This is a genomic window from uncultured Sphingomonas sp. (genome assembly GCF_964244265.1).
Taxonomy (GTDB): Bacteria; Pseudomonadota; Alphaproteobacteria; order Sphingomonadales; family Sphingomonadaceae; genus Sphingomonas.
Genome location: NZ_CAXTHV010000038.1, coordinates 12,800 through 27,086 on the forward strand (window position 1 = coordinate 12,800; position 14,287 = coordinate 27,086).

General features: G+C 66.6%; 14 protein-coding genes. 8 read left to right on the plus strand and 6 right to left on the minus strand.

Annotated features, from left to right (window positions below):
• Positions 1–13 precede the first annotated feature (13 nt).
• Both ppc and ACFE7K_RS13890 read right to left on the minus strand, forming a co-directional pair.
• Complete coding sequence (gene ppc, locus ACFE7K_RS13885) at positions 14–2,683, minus strand: phosphoenolpyruvate carboxylase (RefSeq protein WP_375398794.1); 2,670 nt, start codon at positions 2,681–2,683, stop codon at positions 14–16.
• 171 nt (positions 2,684–2,854) lie between these two features.
• Complete coding sequence (locus tag ACFE7K_RS13890; RefSeq protein ID WP_375398795.1) at positions 2,855–3,421, minus strand: HNH endonuclease; 567 nt, start codon at positions 3,419–3,421, stop codon at positions 2,855–2,857.
• Positions 3,422–3,472: 51 nt separating this feature from the next.
• Here ACFE7K_RS13890 and gluQRS point away from each other — a divergent pair, with 51 nt between their 5' ends.
• The 5 genes from gluQRS (at position 3,473) to egtD (ending at position 7,512) form a co-directional block, all read left to right on the plus strand.
• Complete coding sequence (gene gluQRS / locus ACFE7K_RS13895) at positions 3,473–4,369, plus strand: tRNA glutamyl-Q(34) synthetase GluQRS (RefSeq protein ID WP_375398796.1); 897 nt, start codon at positions 3,473–3,475, stop codon at positions 4,367–4,369.
• Positions 4,370–4,378: 9 nt separating this feature from the next.
• Positions 4,379–4,615 carry a twin transmembrane helix small protein gene (locus tag ACFE7K_RS13900; protein ID WP_375398797.1) on the plus strand — a complete coding sequence of 79 codons (237 nt, stop codon included), beginning with the start codon at positions 4,379–4,381 and terminating at the stop codon, positions 4,613–4,615.
• A 12-nt stretch (positions 4,616–4,627) separates the two neighbouring features.
• A complete protein-coding gene (locus ACFE7K_RS13905) occupies positions 4,628–5,176 on the plus strand; it encodes a cob(I)yrinic acid a,c-diamide adenosyltransferase (RefSeq protein WP_375398806.1) in 549 nt (182 codons plus the stop codon).
• Between the two features lie 110 nt (positions 5,177–5,286).
• Positions 5,287–6,492 (plus strand): ergothioneine biosynthesis protein EgtB, encoded by a 1,206-nt coding sequence (gene egtB / locus ACFE7K_RS13910; protein WP_375398807.1) that lies wholly within the window; start codon positions 5,287–5,289, stop codon positions 6,490–6,492.
• Between the two features lie 42 nt (positions 6,493–6,534).
• The gene (gene egtD, locus ACFE7K_RS13915) at positions 6,535–7,512 is read left to right on the plus strand and encodes an L-histidine N(alpha)-methyltransferase (RefSeq protein WP_375398798.1); all 978 of its coding nucleotides are present in this window, start codon (positions 6,535–6,537) and stop codon (positions 7,510–7,512) included.
• 35 nt (positions 7,513–7,547) lie between these two features.
• On the opposite strand, the gene ACFE7K_RS13920 is transcribed toward egtD, so the two are convergent.
• Positions 7,548–8,231, minus strand: coding sequence for a cell cycle transcriptional regulator TrcR (locus tag ACFE7K_RS13920; RefSeq protein ID WP_375398799.1), 684 nt, complete (start codon positions 8,229–8,231; stop codon positions 7,548–7,550).
• A 161-nt stretch (positions 8,232–8,392) separates the two neighbouring features.
• Between ACFE7K_RS13920 and ACFE7K_RS13925 the strand changes: the two genes are divergently transcribed.
• A complete protein-coding gene (locus ACFE7K_RS13925; protein WP_375398800.1) occupies positions 8,393–8,608 on the plus strand; it encodes a hypothetical protein in 216 nt (71 codons plus the stop codon).
• Positions 8,609–8,630: 22 nt separating this feature from the next.
• Here the strand turns inward: ACFE7K_RS13925 and ACFE7K_RS13930 are convergent, their stop codons facing one another.
• From ACFE7K_RS13930 to ACFE7K_RS13940, 3 genes are read right to left on the minus strand one after another with little or no spacing between them, the layout of a single operon-like run.
• On the minus strand, positions 8,631–9,650 hold the full coding sequence (locus ACFE7K_RS13930; RefSeq protein ID WP_375398801.1) for a glycosyltransferase family 4 protein: 1,020 nt from the start codon (positions 9,648–9,650) through the stop codon (positions 8,631–8,633).
• 5 nt (positions 9,651–9,655) lie between these two features.
• Positions 9,656–10,534: a UDP-2,3-diacylglucosamine diphosphatase gene (locus tag ACFE7K_RS13935; RefSeq protein WP_375398802.1), complete on the minus strand. Its 879-nt coding sequence runs from the start codon at positions 10,532–10,534 to the stop codon at positions 9,656–9,658.
• A 50-nt stretch (positions 10,535–10,584) separates the two neighbouring features.
• Positions 10,585–11,613 carry an NAD(P)H-quinone oxidoreductase gene (locus ACFE7K_RS13940; protein WP_375398803.1) on the minus strand — a complete coding sequence of 343 codons (1,029 nt, stop codon included), beginning with the start codon at positions 11,611–11,613 and terminating at the stop codon, positions 10,585–10,587.
• Between the two features lie 143 nt (positions 11,614–11,756).
• Here ACFE7K_RS13940 and ACFE7K_RS13945 point away from each other — a divergent pair, with 143 nt between their 5' ends.
• Positions 11,757–11,957: a DUF1192 domain-containing protein gene (locus ACFE7K_RS13945; RefSeq protein WP_375398804.1), complete on the plus strand. Its 201-nt coding sequence runs from the start codon at positions 11,757–11,759 to the stop codon at positions 11,955–11,957.
• Positions 11,958–12,096: 139 nt separating this feature from the next.
• The coding region (gene clpA, locus ACFE7K_RS13950) for an ATP-dependent Clp protease ATP-binding subunit ClpA (RefSeq protein WP_375398805.1) at positions 12,097–14,287 on the plus strand (2,191 nt) is incomplete at its 3' end.

Consider the following 14,287-nt stretch of genomic DNA (forward strand, 5'->3'; position numbering starts at 1 on the left):
ACCCGACAGATGGTCAACCCGAATTCCGCAGCGCCGTCGCGATGGCGTTGATCGACAGCAGGATGCCTTCGCCGATCCGGTCGTCCCGTTCGCCGGCGCGGCGGCGCTTGAGCAGTTCGATCTGGAGGAGGTTCAGCGGCTCGATATAGGGCAGCCGCAACCGGATCGACGCCTCCAGCGCAGGGTTTGCCTCCAGCAGCCGCGCTTGGCCCGTCGCCTTGAGCAGGCCCGCGCAGGCCTGTTCCCAGCCGTCGCGGATGCGCGGGAAGATCGCTTGCGACAATGCGCGATCCTCGACCAGGGCAGCATAACGTTCGGCGACGCCCATGTCCGATTTAGCCATCACCTGTTCCATGTTGGCCAGCGTCGCGGCAAAGAACGGCCAGCCCTGCGCCATCTCGCGCAGGAGGCCCTTGTCGGCGAATTCGGTCAGCGCGTGTCCTACGCCGTACCAGCCGGGCAGCATGACCCGCGCCTGCGCCCAGCTGAACACCCAGGGGATCGCCCGCAAATCCTCGATCGCGTCAGATTGCTTGCGGGATGCCGGGCGGCTGCCGATGTTGAGGTTGGCGATCTCGGCGATGGGGGTCATCTGGCGGAAGAAGGTACGGAATCCCTCGGTCCCGTAGACCAGCGCGCGATAGGCGCGGAAGGCCCCAGCGGACAGCTCGTCCATCGCCGCGCCGAACCGTCCGGTATCGGCAGGGGACAGGGTCGGCGGTTCCAGGCTGGCCAGCAGGGTCGCCGCCGCCATGGCCTCCAAATTGGTCATCGCACTTTCGCGCGTGCCGTATTTGGCGGCGATCACCTCGCCTTGTTCGGTGATGCGGATACGGCCCTGGACCGATCCCGGCGGCTGGGCGCGGATCGCCGCAAAGCTCGATCCGCCGCCGCGCCCGACCGCCCCGCCCCGCCCGTGGAACAGCTGCATGCCGATCCCCGCGGCGGCGAACACCGGCTCCAGCGCCTCCGACGCACGGCTGAGCTGCCAGGTCGAGGTTAGATAGCCGCCGTCCTTGTTCGAATCGGAATAGCCGATCATCACTTCCTGGACGCCGTGCACGGCCGTGATCGCGGCGATTTCGGGCAGCGCGAAATAGGCCGACATGATGCCGGGCGCCGCCTCCAGGTCGCTTACCGTCTCGAATAGGGGCACCGCCATGATCGCCGCTTTCGGCGGATCGCCGGGAATATAGCGCCCGGCCTCCTTGAGCATCAGATGGACTTCAAGCAGGTCGCTGGCCGACCTCGCCATCGACACGATATACTGGCGGATGCACGTCGGCCCATATCGTGCATGCGCGTCCGCGGCGGCGCGCAGGATCGCCAATTCGCTCGCGGTCTCCTCCGAATAAATCTCAAAGGGGCTGGCCAAAGGCCGCCCACTCCCTAACTCGCGGCGCAGCAGCGCGACCCGCGCCTCCTCGTCGAGCGCGGCATAATCGTGCTCGACCCCAGCGATCTTGAGCAGTTCGGCGACGGTCGCTTCGTGAATCGCGCTGTTCTGGCGCAGGTCGAGCGTCGCCAAGTGAAAGCCGAACGTGTCGACGGCGCGGATAAGCCGTCCCAGCGCGCCGCCCGACGCCAGCGGCCCCTTGGCGTCCTGAGCCAGCGCACGCGCGATCGTCACGAGATCGGCGCGGAACGATTGCGGATCGGGATAGGGCGCGCCGTACAGCGATGTCGGCCTGGCCGGCGCTCGCCCGGTCAGCGCGCGGTGTGTCCCGGCAAGCCGCGCATAGATGCCCGACAAGGCGCGGCGATAAGGCTCGTCGGCGCGGCTGGCGGCCTTGTCCCCGCTCTCGTCGGCCAGCGCGAGCAGGTCGTCGGGGACCCCGACATGTTCGGTCGAGATCGATAGCTCGGCGCCCAGCGCGTTGATCGAATCGAGGTAGAAGCCGAGCACCGTTTCGCACGACCGCGACAGCGCGGTGTCGAGCGATTCGGCGACGACAAAGGGATTGCCGTCACGGTCGCCGCCGATCCAGGTGCCGGGACGCAGGAAGCTGGGCGCGCGATTGCCCAGCGCCTTGTCCCAGCGTTGATAGAGAGCGGGCAGCACCGGCAGGAACACGTCGCGCAGATAGCTGAGCGCGGTCTCGACCTCGTCGGTCACGTACAGCCGCTCGCGCCGCAAGACACGGGTTTGCCACAGCAGGGCGATTTGGCGGGTGATCGCCTCGGTCACGTCGTCGCCGTCGACAGTCGTCGCCACGTCGCGACCGCGCAGGCGCATCAACTCGGCAATGCGGTTGCGGTGGTCGATCATCGACTTGCGCCGCACCTCGGTTGGGTGCGCGGTCAGCACCGGGGCGATCAGCGCGCGATCCAGCAGCGCCATCACTGCCGCGCGGTCAATTCCCTCGGCCGCCAGCCGGTCGAGCGCGGCGGCGACATCGGCGCCGGCTTCGGCGGTCACGCCCTGACGATCCTCAGCCAGATTGGCGAGCATCGAGAACAGCATGAAGCCGCGCACGAAATCGAGCGTCTCGTCGAGTGTCAGCCGGTCGAGCCCGAGTTCGCTGTCGCCGGAGACTCCGCGATGGCGATCGACCGAGGCCGCCCGGATATATTCTATCCGGCTGAACAACGCGTCCCCACCATAGACTCGGATGACGTCGCCGAGCAGCTTGCCCAGGAAGCGGACATCGGCATTGTTGGTGATCGAGGGAAGGTCGGCCATCCCCTTTGCTGCACCGCATCAAGACCGTCGTAAATCCGTTTTCGCCTGCTCGATCCGGCCGATGCGATCCCCTGCGGGCGCGGTACGATGATCTAGATGAGCGCGGCGCATGCTTTGCCGATGGTGAGCGCGTCCCGGTGGCGCCGCGCCTCAGCCCATTTCAAACGGACCTCACGCCTCCAGCTCCATGTCCCAGTACAGCCAGTCGTGCCAGGTGTCGTGAAGGTAATTGGGCGGGAAGGCGCGGCCATGTTCCTGCAATTGCCAGCTGGTCGGGCGGATCGGCTCGATGTGGAGCGGCATCCGTGCCTGGCGCGGGGTACGGCCTCCCTTCTTCAGGTTGCACGGCGCGCACGCCGTCGCGACATTCTCCCAGGTCGTGCGCCCGCCCTGCGCGCGCGGTATGACGTGGTCGAACGTCAGATCCTTGGCCCCGCCGCAATATTGGCAGGCGAAGCGATCGCGCAGGAAGAGGTTGAATCGCGTAAAGGCCGGGAATTGCGAGGGCTTGACGAACTGCTTCAGCGCGATGACCGACGGCAGCTTCAGGATATGGTTGGGGCTGCGCACCTCGCGGTTGTAATTGGCGACGATGTCGACGCGGTCGAGGAACACCGCCTTGACCGCAGTCTGCCACGGCCACACCGATAGTGGGTAATAGCTCAGCGGCGTATAGTCCGCGTTCAGCACCAGCGCCGGGCAACCGTCCGGGTGGCGGATGAGATCGGGATGAAACACGCCCCTGCCCCTTCGCTTCCTGGCGGGCGTTAACCCGACTAGGATGACGGCATGATGACAGCACAGCCCGCGACTCGCGGTCAAGGGCCGTACCGCCGGATATCCACAAGGTTCGCGCCGTCGCCGACCGGGCCGCTCCATCTGGGGCATGCGTGGTCGGCGATCTGTGCGCATGATCGCGCGGCGCGCGATGGCGGCGCCTTCCTGGTGCGGATCGAGGATATCGACAAGACCCGGTCGCGCGTCGCATTCGTCGCCGCGATCCTCGACGAGCTGCGCTGGCTGGGGCTCGAATGGGCCGAACCGATAGTCTTCCAGTCGGCGCGGGTGGCGCTGTACGACGCGGCGCTAGCACGATTGCACGAGAACGGCTGGCTTTATCCGTGCTTCTGCACCCGCGCCGACATCGCCGCCGCGGGATCGGCGCCGCACGGGCCGGGTGGCGCGATCTATCCGGGGACATGCCGGGCGCTGTCGCCCGACGAGCGCGCCGCGCGGATGACATCGCCGCATGCCTGGCGGATCGACGTCGTGCGCGCCGCCGCTGCCGCGGGCCGGCTCGACTGGGTTGACGAGATCGCCGGCGACCAGCGTGCCGACCCGGTCGCGAACGGCGACGTCGTGCTGGCGCGCAAGGACGCGTCGGCGAGTTATCACCTGGCAGTAACCGTCGACGATGCCGACCAGGGGATCAGCCATGTCGTGCGCGGTCGCGACCTGTTCGCGGCGACCGGCGTGCAGGTATTGCTGCAAGCCCTGCTTGGGCTGCCGACGCCGACCTATCGTCATCATGCATTGATGGTCGATGCACGGGGCGAGCGGCTGGCCAAGCGCGCTGGCGCGCCGGCGCTGGCGGACCTGCGGCGGGCGTTTCCTGACGGCCGGATACTGGCCGATCGCCTGCGGCGCGGGGAGCTGCCCATTGGCTTTGGGCTTGTGAGCGATTAGATAAACCGCATGCAGACGTTCCTCGCAATCCTGCTGATCGCAGCGATGATCGCCACTCTTGCCGCCCTGGCGCGCGGGATAATCATGTTCCTCAAGACCTCGACCGAAGAGGTGCACGGCGGCAAGGCCGGACCGAGCGCGTCGGCGCTCAAATCGAACAAGATGATGCAGTTCCGCATCTTCTTCCAGGCGATCGCGATCCTGATCGTGGTGCTGATCCTGTTCCTGGCCGGCAAGACCGGCTGACCGGTCAAGCCGCTGGTAAAGCTCAACAAGATCTATACGCGGACCGGCGACGACGGCATTACGGGGCTGGTCGACGGATCGCGTATATCGAAGGCGGCGGCGCTGATGGCGGCGATCGGGGACGTTGATGAGGCAAACAGCGCGATCGGCGTCGCCGCCACGCTGATCGACGACCCGGCGGCGCTGCGGCGCATCCAGAACGACCTGTTCGACCTTGGCGCCGATCTCGCCACCGCCGACGGCATCGCCGGCGCACTGCGCGTCACGCCCGCGCAGGTCACGCGACTCGAGGTGGAGATCGACGCGATGAACGCCGATCTCGATCCGCTCGGCAGCTTCATCCTGCCCGGCGGCTGCCCGGCGGCGGCGGCCCTGCACCTCGCCCGCGCGATCGCCCGCCGCGCCGAACGATCCGCGGTGGCAGCGGCCGAGGCGATGCCGATCAACCCGCCGGCGATGCATTATCTCAATCGATTGAGCGATTTTCTGTTCGTTGCGGCACGATTCGTGAACCGAACCGCGAACGGCGACGTTCTGTGGGTTCCCGGGGCGACGCGCTGAAGCCGGCGTTGACCTGATCAATTGCGCGCTCCGGCGCCGTCGTTTAAGAGAACGAAGTGAGAAGGATCGTATCCTCCCGACCAAGCCGTTCCGCACTTGCCGATCGTTACCTGGCGGTACGCGCGCTTAGCGAAGGGCTGGCCGCGCCGCTGTCGGATGCCGATGCCACCGCGCAGTCGATGGCGGATGCGTCACCGGCCAAATGGCATCTGGCGCATACCACGTGGTTCTTCGAGACGTTCGTGCTGCGCGACCATGTGCCGGGATATCATTTGCATGACGAGCGCTGGCCGTTCCTGTTCAACAGCTATTACGAGGCAGAGGGGCAACGCAGCCGCCGCGATCGGCGGGGAATGATGACGCGCCCGACGCTGGCCGAGGTGCTGGCCTATCGCGCGCATGTCGACGTGGCGATGGCCGAGGCGCTGCCCGCGCTGGCGCCCGCGGCCGGCGCGATAGTCGCCCTGGGCTGTCACCACGAGGAGCAGCACCAGGAGCTGCTGGTCACCGACATCCTCCACCTGTTTTCGCTCAACCCGCTCGAACCGGCGCTATGGCCCGCCGCACGCAAGGTGCCGGTCGCCTTGCCGGGACCGATCGGCTGGATCGCGCATCCCGGGGGGACGGTGGAGATCGGCCATGACGGCGGGGGCTTCGGCTTCGATTGCGAAGGGCCGCGCCATCGGGCGCTGCTGACGCCGCATGTGATCGCCGACCGGACGGTGACCAACGGCGAATGGGCGGCGTTCATCGAGGACGGTGGTTATGCCGATCCGGCCTGGTGGCTGTCGGACGGCTGGACCTGGGTCAAGAGCGAGGACATTGCGACGCCGCTCTACTGGGAGCGGCGCGATGGCATGTGGACGCGGTTCGGACTGGACGGACGGCGCGCGATCGACCCCGCGGCGCCCGTCACTCATGTCAGTTTCTTCGAGGCCGATGCCTATGCCGGCTGGGCTGGCGCTCGCCTGCCGACCGAGTCCGAATGGGAAGCTTTCGCCGCATCCCATGATGCCGGCGACGGCAACCAGACGGATGCCGCCGGTCCCGTCGAGCCGCGCCCTGCCATCACCGCGCCGGCGCCGTTTGGCGATGTCTGGGAATGGACCGGCAGCGCGTTCCGCCCCTATCCCGGCTTTCGCCCGGCCGATGGCGCGATCGGTGAATATAACGGCAAGTTCATGAGCGGACAATTCGTCCTGCGTGGCGGATCGTGCGCGACGCCGCGGGGCCATGCGCGCGCGAGCTATCGCAACTTCTTCTACCCGCACCAGCGCTGGCAATTCACCGGCGTGCGGCTGGCGCGCGACCTTTAGGTTCCGGCCGCCGTCGACGACATCGCACGCAGGGGAAGACATGTGTTGAAGCCAGAGATCGAAGACGGCCAGGCGAGCCTCGCCAACCCTACGTTTCGCGCCGACGTGCTTGCGGGTTTCGCGCTGCGCCCGCGCGCGATCCCGGCGCGCTGGTTCTATGACCATCGTGGATCGGAACTGTTCGAATCGATCACCGACCAGCCCGAATATTATCCGACACGAACCGAGACCGCGATCCTGCGCGACGCCGCCGCCGCGATCGCCGAACGGGTCGGCCCCGGCCGCGCGGTGGTCGAATTCGGATCGGGATCGTCGACCAAGACCCCGATATTGCTCCAGGCGGTCGATCCGGCGGCTTACGTGCCGATCGACATATCGGGCGATTTCCTGCGCATATCGTCGGCGCGACTGGCGCAGCGCTTTCCCGGCCTGCTTGTGCTGCCCGTCGAGGGCGACTTCATGCGGCCGATCGCCTTGCCGGCCCAGGTCGCGGACCTGCCCAAGCTCGGCTTCTTCCCGGGGTCGACGATCGGCAACATGGTCGCGGCGTCATCGACCGACCTGTTGCGGGCGATGCGGTCGTCTCTGGGAACCGGCGCGATGCTGCTGATCGGGATGGACCGGATCAAGGACCGGGCGGAGTTGGAGCGCGCCTATGACGATGCCGCCGGGGTCACCGCGGCGTTCAACGTGAACCTGCTCGAACGGATCAACCGCGAACTGGGCGCGACCATCCCGATCGACGCGTTTCGCCACCGCGCGATCTGGAACGATGACCGCGCACGAATCGAGATGCATCTGGAGGCGACGCGCGACGCGACCTTCACAATCGACGGCCGACCGTTCGCGATCACCGCCGGCGAGACGATCCATACCGAGAACAGCCACAAATACGGGCCGCGCGACGCGCGCCTGCTGCTGCGCGCCGGCGGCTGGACTCCAGTCGACGAATGGACCGACCCCGACGATCGCTTCGCGCTGATTCTGGCGGAAGCGCAGCCGCAGAGGCTGGCGCCGTAACCCCGGCGCCATAACCAATGCCGGCGATCTTACGCTCAGTGCTTGAACAGCGTCTCGGCGGTATGTTCGGGCGCGGGGCCTTCGCCGGCGCCGGCAGCGGCCAACTCGGCGTCACGCGCCGCCTGCAGGCGTTCGGCCCGCAGCTGCTCTATCAACGCCTCGCGATCGCCTTCAAGCCGCGTATCGACGGGCGCTTCGAGCCCGGCCGCCTTGGCGGCCTTGGCCACCGCCGCATCGAGCTCGCGCTGCGTCGTCAGCCCCAAGGTAACCGGGTCCTTCGGCGTGATGTTCGCAATGTTCCAGTGGCTGCGGTCGCGAATCGCGGCGATCGTCGTGCGCGTCGTCCCGATCAGCAGCGAAATCTGTCCGTCGGTGATTTCCGGATGATTGCGGATGATCCATGAAATGCCGTCGGGCTTGTCCTGGCGCTTTGACACCGGCGTATAGCGCGGGCCCTTGGTGCGACGGACCTGCTCGGGCCCTTTCAGCATCTGCAGCACATGGCTGGGATCGGCCTGGCCCTTGTCGATCTCGTCCTGGGTGAGTTCGTGCGCGCGCACCGGGTCGCGCCCGGTCAGCTTGGTCGCGGCGGTATCGTCGGCGATCGCCTGGATCTCAAGTATGTGCAGCCCGCAAAATTCCGCGATCTGCTCGAACGAGAGCGAGGTGTTGTCGACCATCCAGGAGGCGGTGGCGTGTGGCATGAGCGGCTGGGCCACTGGCATCTCCGTCAGAAATAAATAGGGCCGCCCCTTTCGGGGCGACCGCGTCATGCCAGGGACTTAGTGTGAATCATCGTCATGAGCAAGCGGCGTGGGAATCCGTTGCGTCCGCGACGGCAAAAGCGCATTTTCAACCAGCCAACAAGCGGAGGATGATCATGGCCGACGAGCATGTACCGCCACAAAATCCGGCATCGCGCAATTCACCAAAGGCTGCGGCAAAATCGCCGGACGCCCCGACGTTGGATGCGGCGCCGGGCCACGCCGATTGCTTTTGGAACGACAAGAAATATTCCGATGGCTCGACGGTCTGCGACGCGGGACAGCGGCGCGAATGCTGGAACGGCAAATGGGTGGATATCGGTAATTGCTGACCGGCCGATTGGGCGCCGGGTCCTAAGCGGCAATCGCGCTGTCGTCGATCGGGCACAGCGCCGAGAGGAATTGCCGCGCGCTTGCCGCCCAGGTGAAGCTCTGGCCGTAAGCGGCGCACTTCGCGCGATCCAGCGTAAGCGCGGCGACGATGGCGGTGTCGAGGTTGTCGTCCATGACCCCGACGCCCGGCTTCAGCACGTCGACCGGTCCGGTCACCGGATAGGCGGCGACGGGCGTGCCGCACGCCATAGCCTCGATCATCACCAGCCCGAACGTATCGGTCTTGCTGGGAAAGACCAGCGTATCGGCGGCAGCGTATGCGGCGGCGAGGTCGGCGCCGAATTTCGGACCCAGGAAATGCCCGTCGGGAAATCGTGCCGCCAGCGTCGCGCGCGCCGGGCCGTCACCCACCACCACCTTGCTGCCGGGGTGCGCGGACGTCAGGAATGCCTCGATATTCTTCTCGATCGCGACCCGCCCGACATAGAGGAGCACGGGCCCGGGCAGCGCGCGGATCGCGGTATCGGCGGGCACCTTGCCGAACAATCGGAGATCGACCCCGCGCCCCCAATGGCGAATGCGATCGATCCCGTGCGCGCGCAGCGTTGCGGCGATCGATTCGGTCGAGGCGAGCACCGCCTGCGCCGGGGCATGAAACCAGCGGATATAACGCCACACCCATTCGGGGTTCACGCCGGTCCGTGCCGCGACATAGTCGGGGAATTGAGTGTGGTAGGCGGTGGTGAACGGGAAATCGCGCGCCAGGCACCAGCGGCGCGCGGCGAGGCAGACCGGGCCCTCGGTCGCCAGATGGATCGCCTGGGGGCCGAACTCCTCCAGCAATCGCCCGACACCGCCGGTCGAGGCGAGGGCAAGCCTGATTTCGGGATAGGTCGGGCAGGGCAAGGAATAGAACAGGTCGGGCGAGACGATGAGCACCTGATGCCCCTGGCGTTCGAGTTCCGCGCGTACCGACTGGAGCGTCCGGACGACGCCGTTGACCTGCGGGCTCCACGCATCGGTGACGATCGCGATCCGCACGTTGTTCAGGCGGCCGCGAGCGTCACGACGCGGGCGTTCCGCCGATCCTGTATCTCGTTCGCCCAGTGCAACACCTCCATGCGCCCGTCGAAATGCTCAACCAATGCGGTGCAGCCTTCGACCCAGTCGCCGTCGTTATAATATTGCACGCCGCCAATGTCGCGGGATTCCGCGGTGTGGATGTGACCGCATACCACGCCATCCACCCCGCGTGCGCCGGCAGCCTCGGCGACGACCTCCTCATATCTGGAGATGAACTCGACGGCGTTCTTGACCTTGGCCTTGGCGTGCCTCGACAATGACCAATAGGGCATGTTGAACAGCCGGCGGCCGGCGTTCACCCATCGGTTGAGCGCCATCATCAGCGTGTACGCGACATCGCCGACATGGGCGAGCCAGCGATGCGACAGCGTGATCGCGTCGAATTCGTCGCCGTGGAGCACGAGCAGGCGGCGACCGTCGGCGGTCGTGTGAATGGCCTGGCGCCGGATCGCCACGCCGCCAAAGTCGAGCCCGGCAAACTGGCGCATGATCTCGTCGTGATTGCCCGGAATGTAGGTCACCCGCGTACCGCGCTTGGCTCGCTTGAGGATGCGCCAGACGACGTCGTTATGCGCCGCCGGCCAGTAGAATTTCTTCTTCAGCCGCCAGCCGTCGATGATGTCGCCGACCAGGTACATCTGCTCGCTGTCTGCGTGATCGAGGAAGTCGATCAGCATCCCGGCATTGCAGCCGCGCGTGCCGAGGTGGACGTCGGAGATCCAGATCGTGCGATATTGCCGCCGCTCGTGGATGGCACGCTCGGGAATGGCCGGCGCCGAGTGCAGGAAATCCGCCAGATCGGCGATCGTGTCGTCCGACGGGAACCTAACCTGGTCGATCATAGCTTGCCGCGCCCCGCTGCCTCGCATGGGTCCGCTATGCCGGGGCTATGTTACATTTCGAATCGTGGCGCCGCATGGTCGGCCATCGTCAGTACGATCTTGCCGACATGGTCGCCCGCCTCCATCCGCCGGTGCGCGTCGGGTGCCCGGGCCAGCGGGAATACGCGGTCGATCGCCGGCTTCAGTTCGCCCGCGGCGACATGCGGCCAGACGGTGCGCGCGAGTTCTTCGGCGACCGCGCTCTTGAACGCGACGCTGCGCGGGCGGAGGGTCGATCCGGTCAGCGTGAGGCGGCGGCGCATGACGTCGACGATCGGGATCGTCGCGGTTCCTCCGCCCTGGACCGCGATCGATACGTGGCGGCCATCGTCGCCCAGACATTTGAGGTTGCGCGGCACATAGTCGCCGCCGACCATGTCGAGCACCACCGCCACCCCCCTGCCGCCGGTGATGGCGGCGACGGCCTCCACATAATCGGTGGTCTTGTAGTTGATCGCATGGTCCGCGCCGAGCGCGACGCACGCCGCGCATTTCTCGTCCGACCCCGCAGTGACGATGATCGCCACCCCGAACAATCGGCACAAGGCGATCGCCATCGTGCCGATGCCGCTGGTCCCGCCATGGACCAGCACGGTGTCGCCGTCTGCGGCGAAGCCGCGTTCAAACAAGTTGGTCCACACCGTGAACAGCGTTTCCGGCATTGCCGCCGCCTCGATCATCGTCAGCGCGGGGGGAACGGGCAGACACTGGCCGAACGGGGCGATCGCATAATCGGCATAGCCGCCCCCGGCGACCAATGCGCAGACGGGCCGGCCGACCTGGCCGGCATCGACGTCATCGCCGACCGCGACGATCGCGCCGGCAATCTCCAGCCCGGGGATCGACGGCGCGCCGGGCGGTGGCGGATACTTGCCCTGGCGCTGCAGGATTTCCGGCCGGTTGACCCCGGCCGCGGCGACCCGGACCAGCACCTCTCCGGCGCCCGGGGCGGGCACCGGCCGTTCGACGATCTCCAATACCTCGGGGCCTCCCGGCGCAGCAGGGTCGATCGCCCGCATCATCCCTGGAATTGCGGTCATCGACTTGCCGCCTTGCCTGTTCGCGTCGCCATTGCGCTCCCCCGCATCCTATCGGCACCACCCCGTCCGTGGCAATTGGGCCTGGCCGCGCTGCACCGCAATGGCATTGACAGCATGCGCCCGCCGCGCGAGCATCATGGACGATGGACACCGACGATATCGCGCCTCCGCCCAAAGCGGGCGATCCGACGATCCTGCTGGCCAGGCAGGACCTGGATCCGCTGTCGGTCGCGGAGCTGACCGCCCGGATCGTCGCGCTGGACGCCGAGATCGAGCGGACGCGAAACCATATGAGCCGCGCCGTTAACCACCGCGCAAGCGCCGACGATCTATTCCGGCGATGAGCGTGGGCCGCATCCTGGCCGGCGACGAAATCGCGCGCCGATGGGGTGCGGATCGTGGCCGACGCTTGATGCGGAGCCCGTCGCTTCCGACATTGGGGGCAAGGGCCGCCTGTCCCCGTGGCCCGACTGGAGTATCATGATGCCGTCCTTCGCCTCCGCCCTCGAGACCACGTTGCACAAGGCGCTCGAAGCCGCCAGTTCGCGGCGCCACGAATATGCCACGCTGGAACACCTGCTGCTCGCGCTGGTCGACGACGAACAGGCGTCGAAGGTGATGTCGGCGTGCGGCGTCGAGCTGGGCGACCTGAAAACTACCGTCGCGCATTATCTCGACACCGAGCTCGATGCGCTCAAGGTCGACAAGTCGACCGACCCGTCGCCCACCTCGGGCTTCCAGCGCGTCGTCCAGCGCGCCATCCTCCACGTCCAGTCGTCGGGCCGCGACGAGGTGACCGGCGCCAACGTGCTGGTCGCGCTGTTCAGCGAGCGCGAGAGCTATGCAGTCTATTTCCTGCAGCAGCAGGACATGAGCCGGCTCGATGCGGTCAGCTTCATCAGCCATGGTGTCGGCAAGGGCGGATCGCCGACCGAGGCGGCAATGCCCAAGGGCGCCGAGGAGGAGAAACCCGCCAAGTCGGACAAGGGCAAGTCGGAAAGCGCGTTGAAGCAGTTCACCGTCGACCTGAACGAGAAGGCCAAGGCCGGCAAGGTCGATCCGCTGATCGGCCGCATGGCGGAAGTCGACCGCACGATCCAGATCCTGTGCCGCCGGTCGAAGAACAACCCCCTCTATGTCGGGGATCCCGGCGTCGGCAAGACCGCGATCGCCGAGGGACTGGCGCGCAAGATCATCGAGGGCAACGTGCCCGACGTGCTGAAGCCCGCGGTCATCTATTCGCTGGACATGGGCGCTCTGCTGGCCGGCACGCGCTATCGCGGCGATTTCGAGGAGCGGCTGAAGGCGGTCGTCACCGAGCTCGAAAAGATGCCCGATGCGATCCTGTTCATCGACGAGATCCACACCGTGATCGGGGCGGGCGCGACCAGCGGCGGGGCGATGGATGCGTCGAACCTGCTGAAGCCCGCGCTGTCGGGCGGCACGATCCGGTGCATCGGCTCGACCACCTACAAGGAATTTCGCAACCATTTCGAAAAGGACCGCGCGCTGCTGCGGCGCTTCCAGAAGATCGACGTCAACGAGCCGTCGATCGAGGACACGATCAAGATCCTGGCCGGGCTGCGCACGGCGTTCGAGGACCATCATTCGGTCAAGTACACGCCCGACGCGATCAAGACCGCGGTCGAGCTGTCGGCGCGCTATATCAACGACCGCAAGCTGCCCGACAAGGCGATCGACGTGATCGACGAGGTCGGCGCGATGCAGATGCTGGTTGCGCCGAACAAGCGCAAGCGGACGATCACCAGCCGCGAGATCGAACAGGTGATCGCGACGATGGCGCGCATCCCGCCGAAATCGGTGTCGAAGGACGATACACTGGCACTCGCCACGCTGGAAACCGACCTGAAGCGCGTGGTGTTCGGCCAGAATGCGGCGATCGAGAAGCTCGCCTCGGCGATCAAGCTCAGCCGCGCGGGCCTGCGCGATCCCGACAAGCCGATCGGCAATTACCTGTTCACCGGCCCGACCGGCGTCGGCAAGACCGAGGTCGCTCGCCAGCTGGCCGCGATCATGGGCATCCCGCTCCAGCGGTTCGACATGAGCGAATATATGGAGCGCCATTCGGTCAGCCGGCTGATCGGCGCGCCTCCGGGCTATGTCGGCTATGACCAGGGCGGCTTGTTGACCGACGCGGTCGACCAGCAGCCGCATTCGGTGCTGCTGCTCGACGAGATCGAGAAGGCGCATCCCGACCTGTTCAACATCCTCCTTCAGGTGATGGACAACGGCAAGCTGACCGATCACCACGGCAAGACCGTCGATTTCAGGAACACCATCCTGATCATGACGACCAATGCCGGCGCGTCCGACATGGCGCGCGAAACGGTCGGCTTCGGCAACCTTACCCGGGAGGGCGAGGACGAGCAGGCGGTGCAGAAGATGTTCACGCCCGAATTCCGCAACCGGCTCGATGCGATCGTGCCGTTCGGCTATCTGCCCCCTGAAGTCGTCGCGCGGGTGGTGGAGAAGTTCGTGCTCCAGCTCGAATTGCAACTGGCCGACCGCAACGTGCACATCAACCTCGACGAGGAGGCCAAGGCGTGGCTGACCACGAAGGGCTATGACAAGCTCTATGGCGCACGCCCGATGGCGCGGCTGATCCAGGAGAAGATCAAGCAGCCGCTGGCCGAGGAACTGCTGTTCGGCAAGC

Coding starts and splice junctions, on each gene's coding strand:
- ppc (WP_375398794.1), bottom strand. CDS start 2,683: ATGGCCGACCTTCCCTCGATCACCAACAATGCCGATGTCCGCTTCCTG.
- ACFE7K_RS13935 (WP_375398802.1), bottom strand. CDS start 10,534: ATGATCGACCAGGTTAGGTTCCCGTCGGACGACACGATCGCCGATCTG.
- ACFE7K_RS13945 (WP_375398804.1), top strand. CDS start 11,757: ATGGACACCGACGATATCGCGCCTCCGCCCAAAGCGGGCGATCCGACG.
- gluQRS (WP_375398796.1), top strand. CDS start 3,473: ATGATGACAGCACAGCCCGCGACTCGCGGTCAAGGGCCGTACCGCCGG.
- ACFE7K_RS13940 (WP_375398803.1), bottom strand. CDS start 11,613: ATGACCGCAATTCCAGGGATGATGCGGGCGATCGACCCTGCTGCGCCG.
- ACFE7K_RS13900 (WP_375398797.1), top strand. CDS start 4,379: ATGCAGACGTTCCTCGCAATCCTGCTGATCGCAGCGATGATCGCCACT.
- ACFE7K_RS13925 (WP_375398800.1), top strand. CDS start 8,393: ATGGCCGACGAGCATGTACCGCCACAAAATCCGGCATCGCGCAATTCA.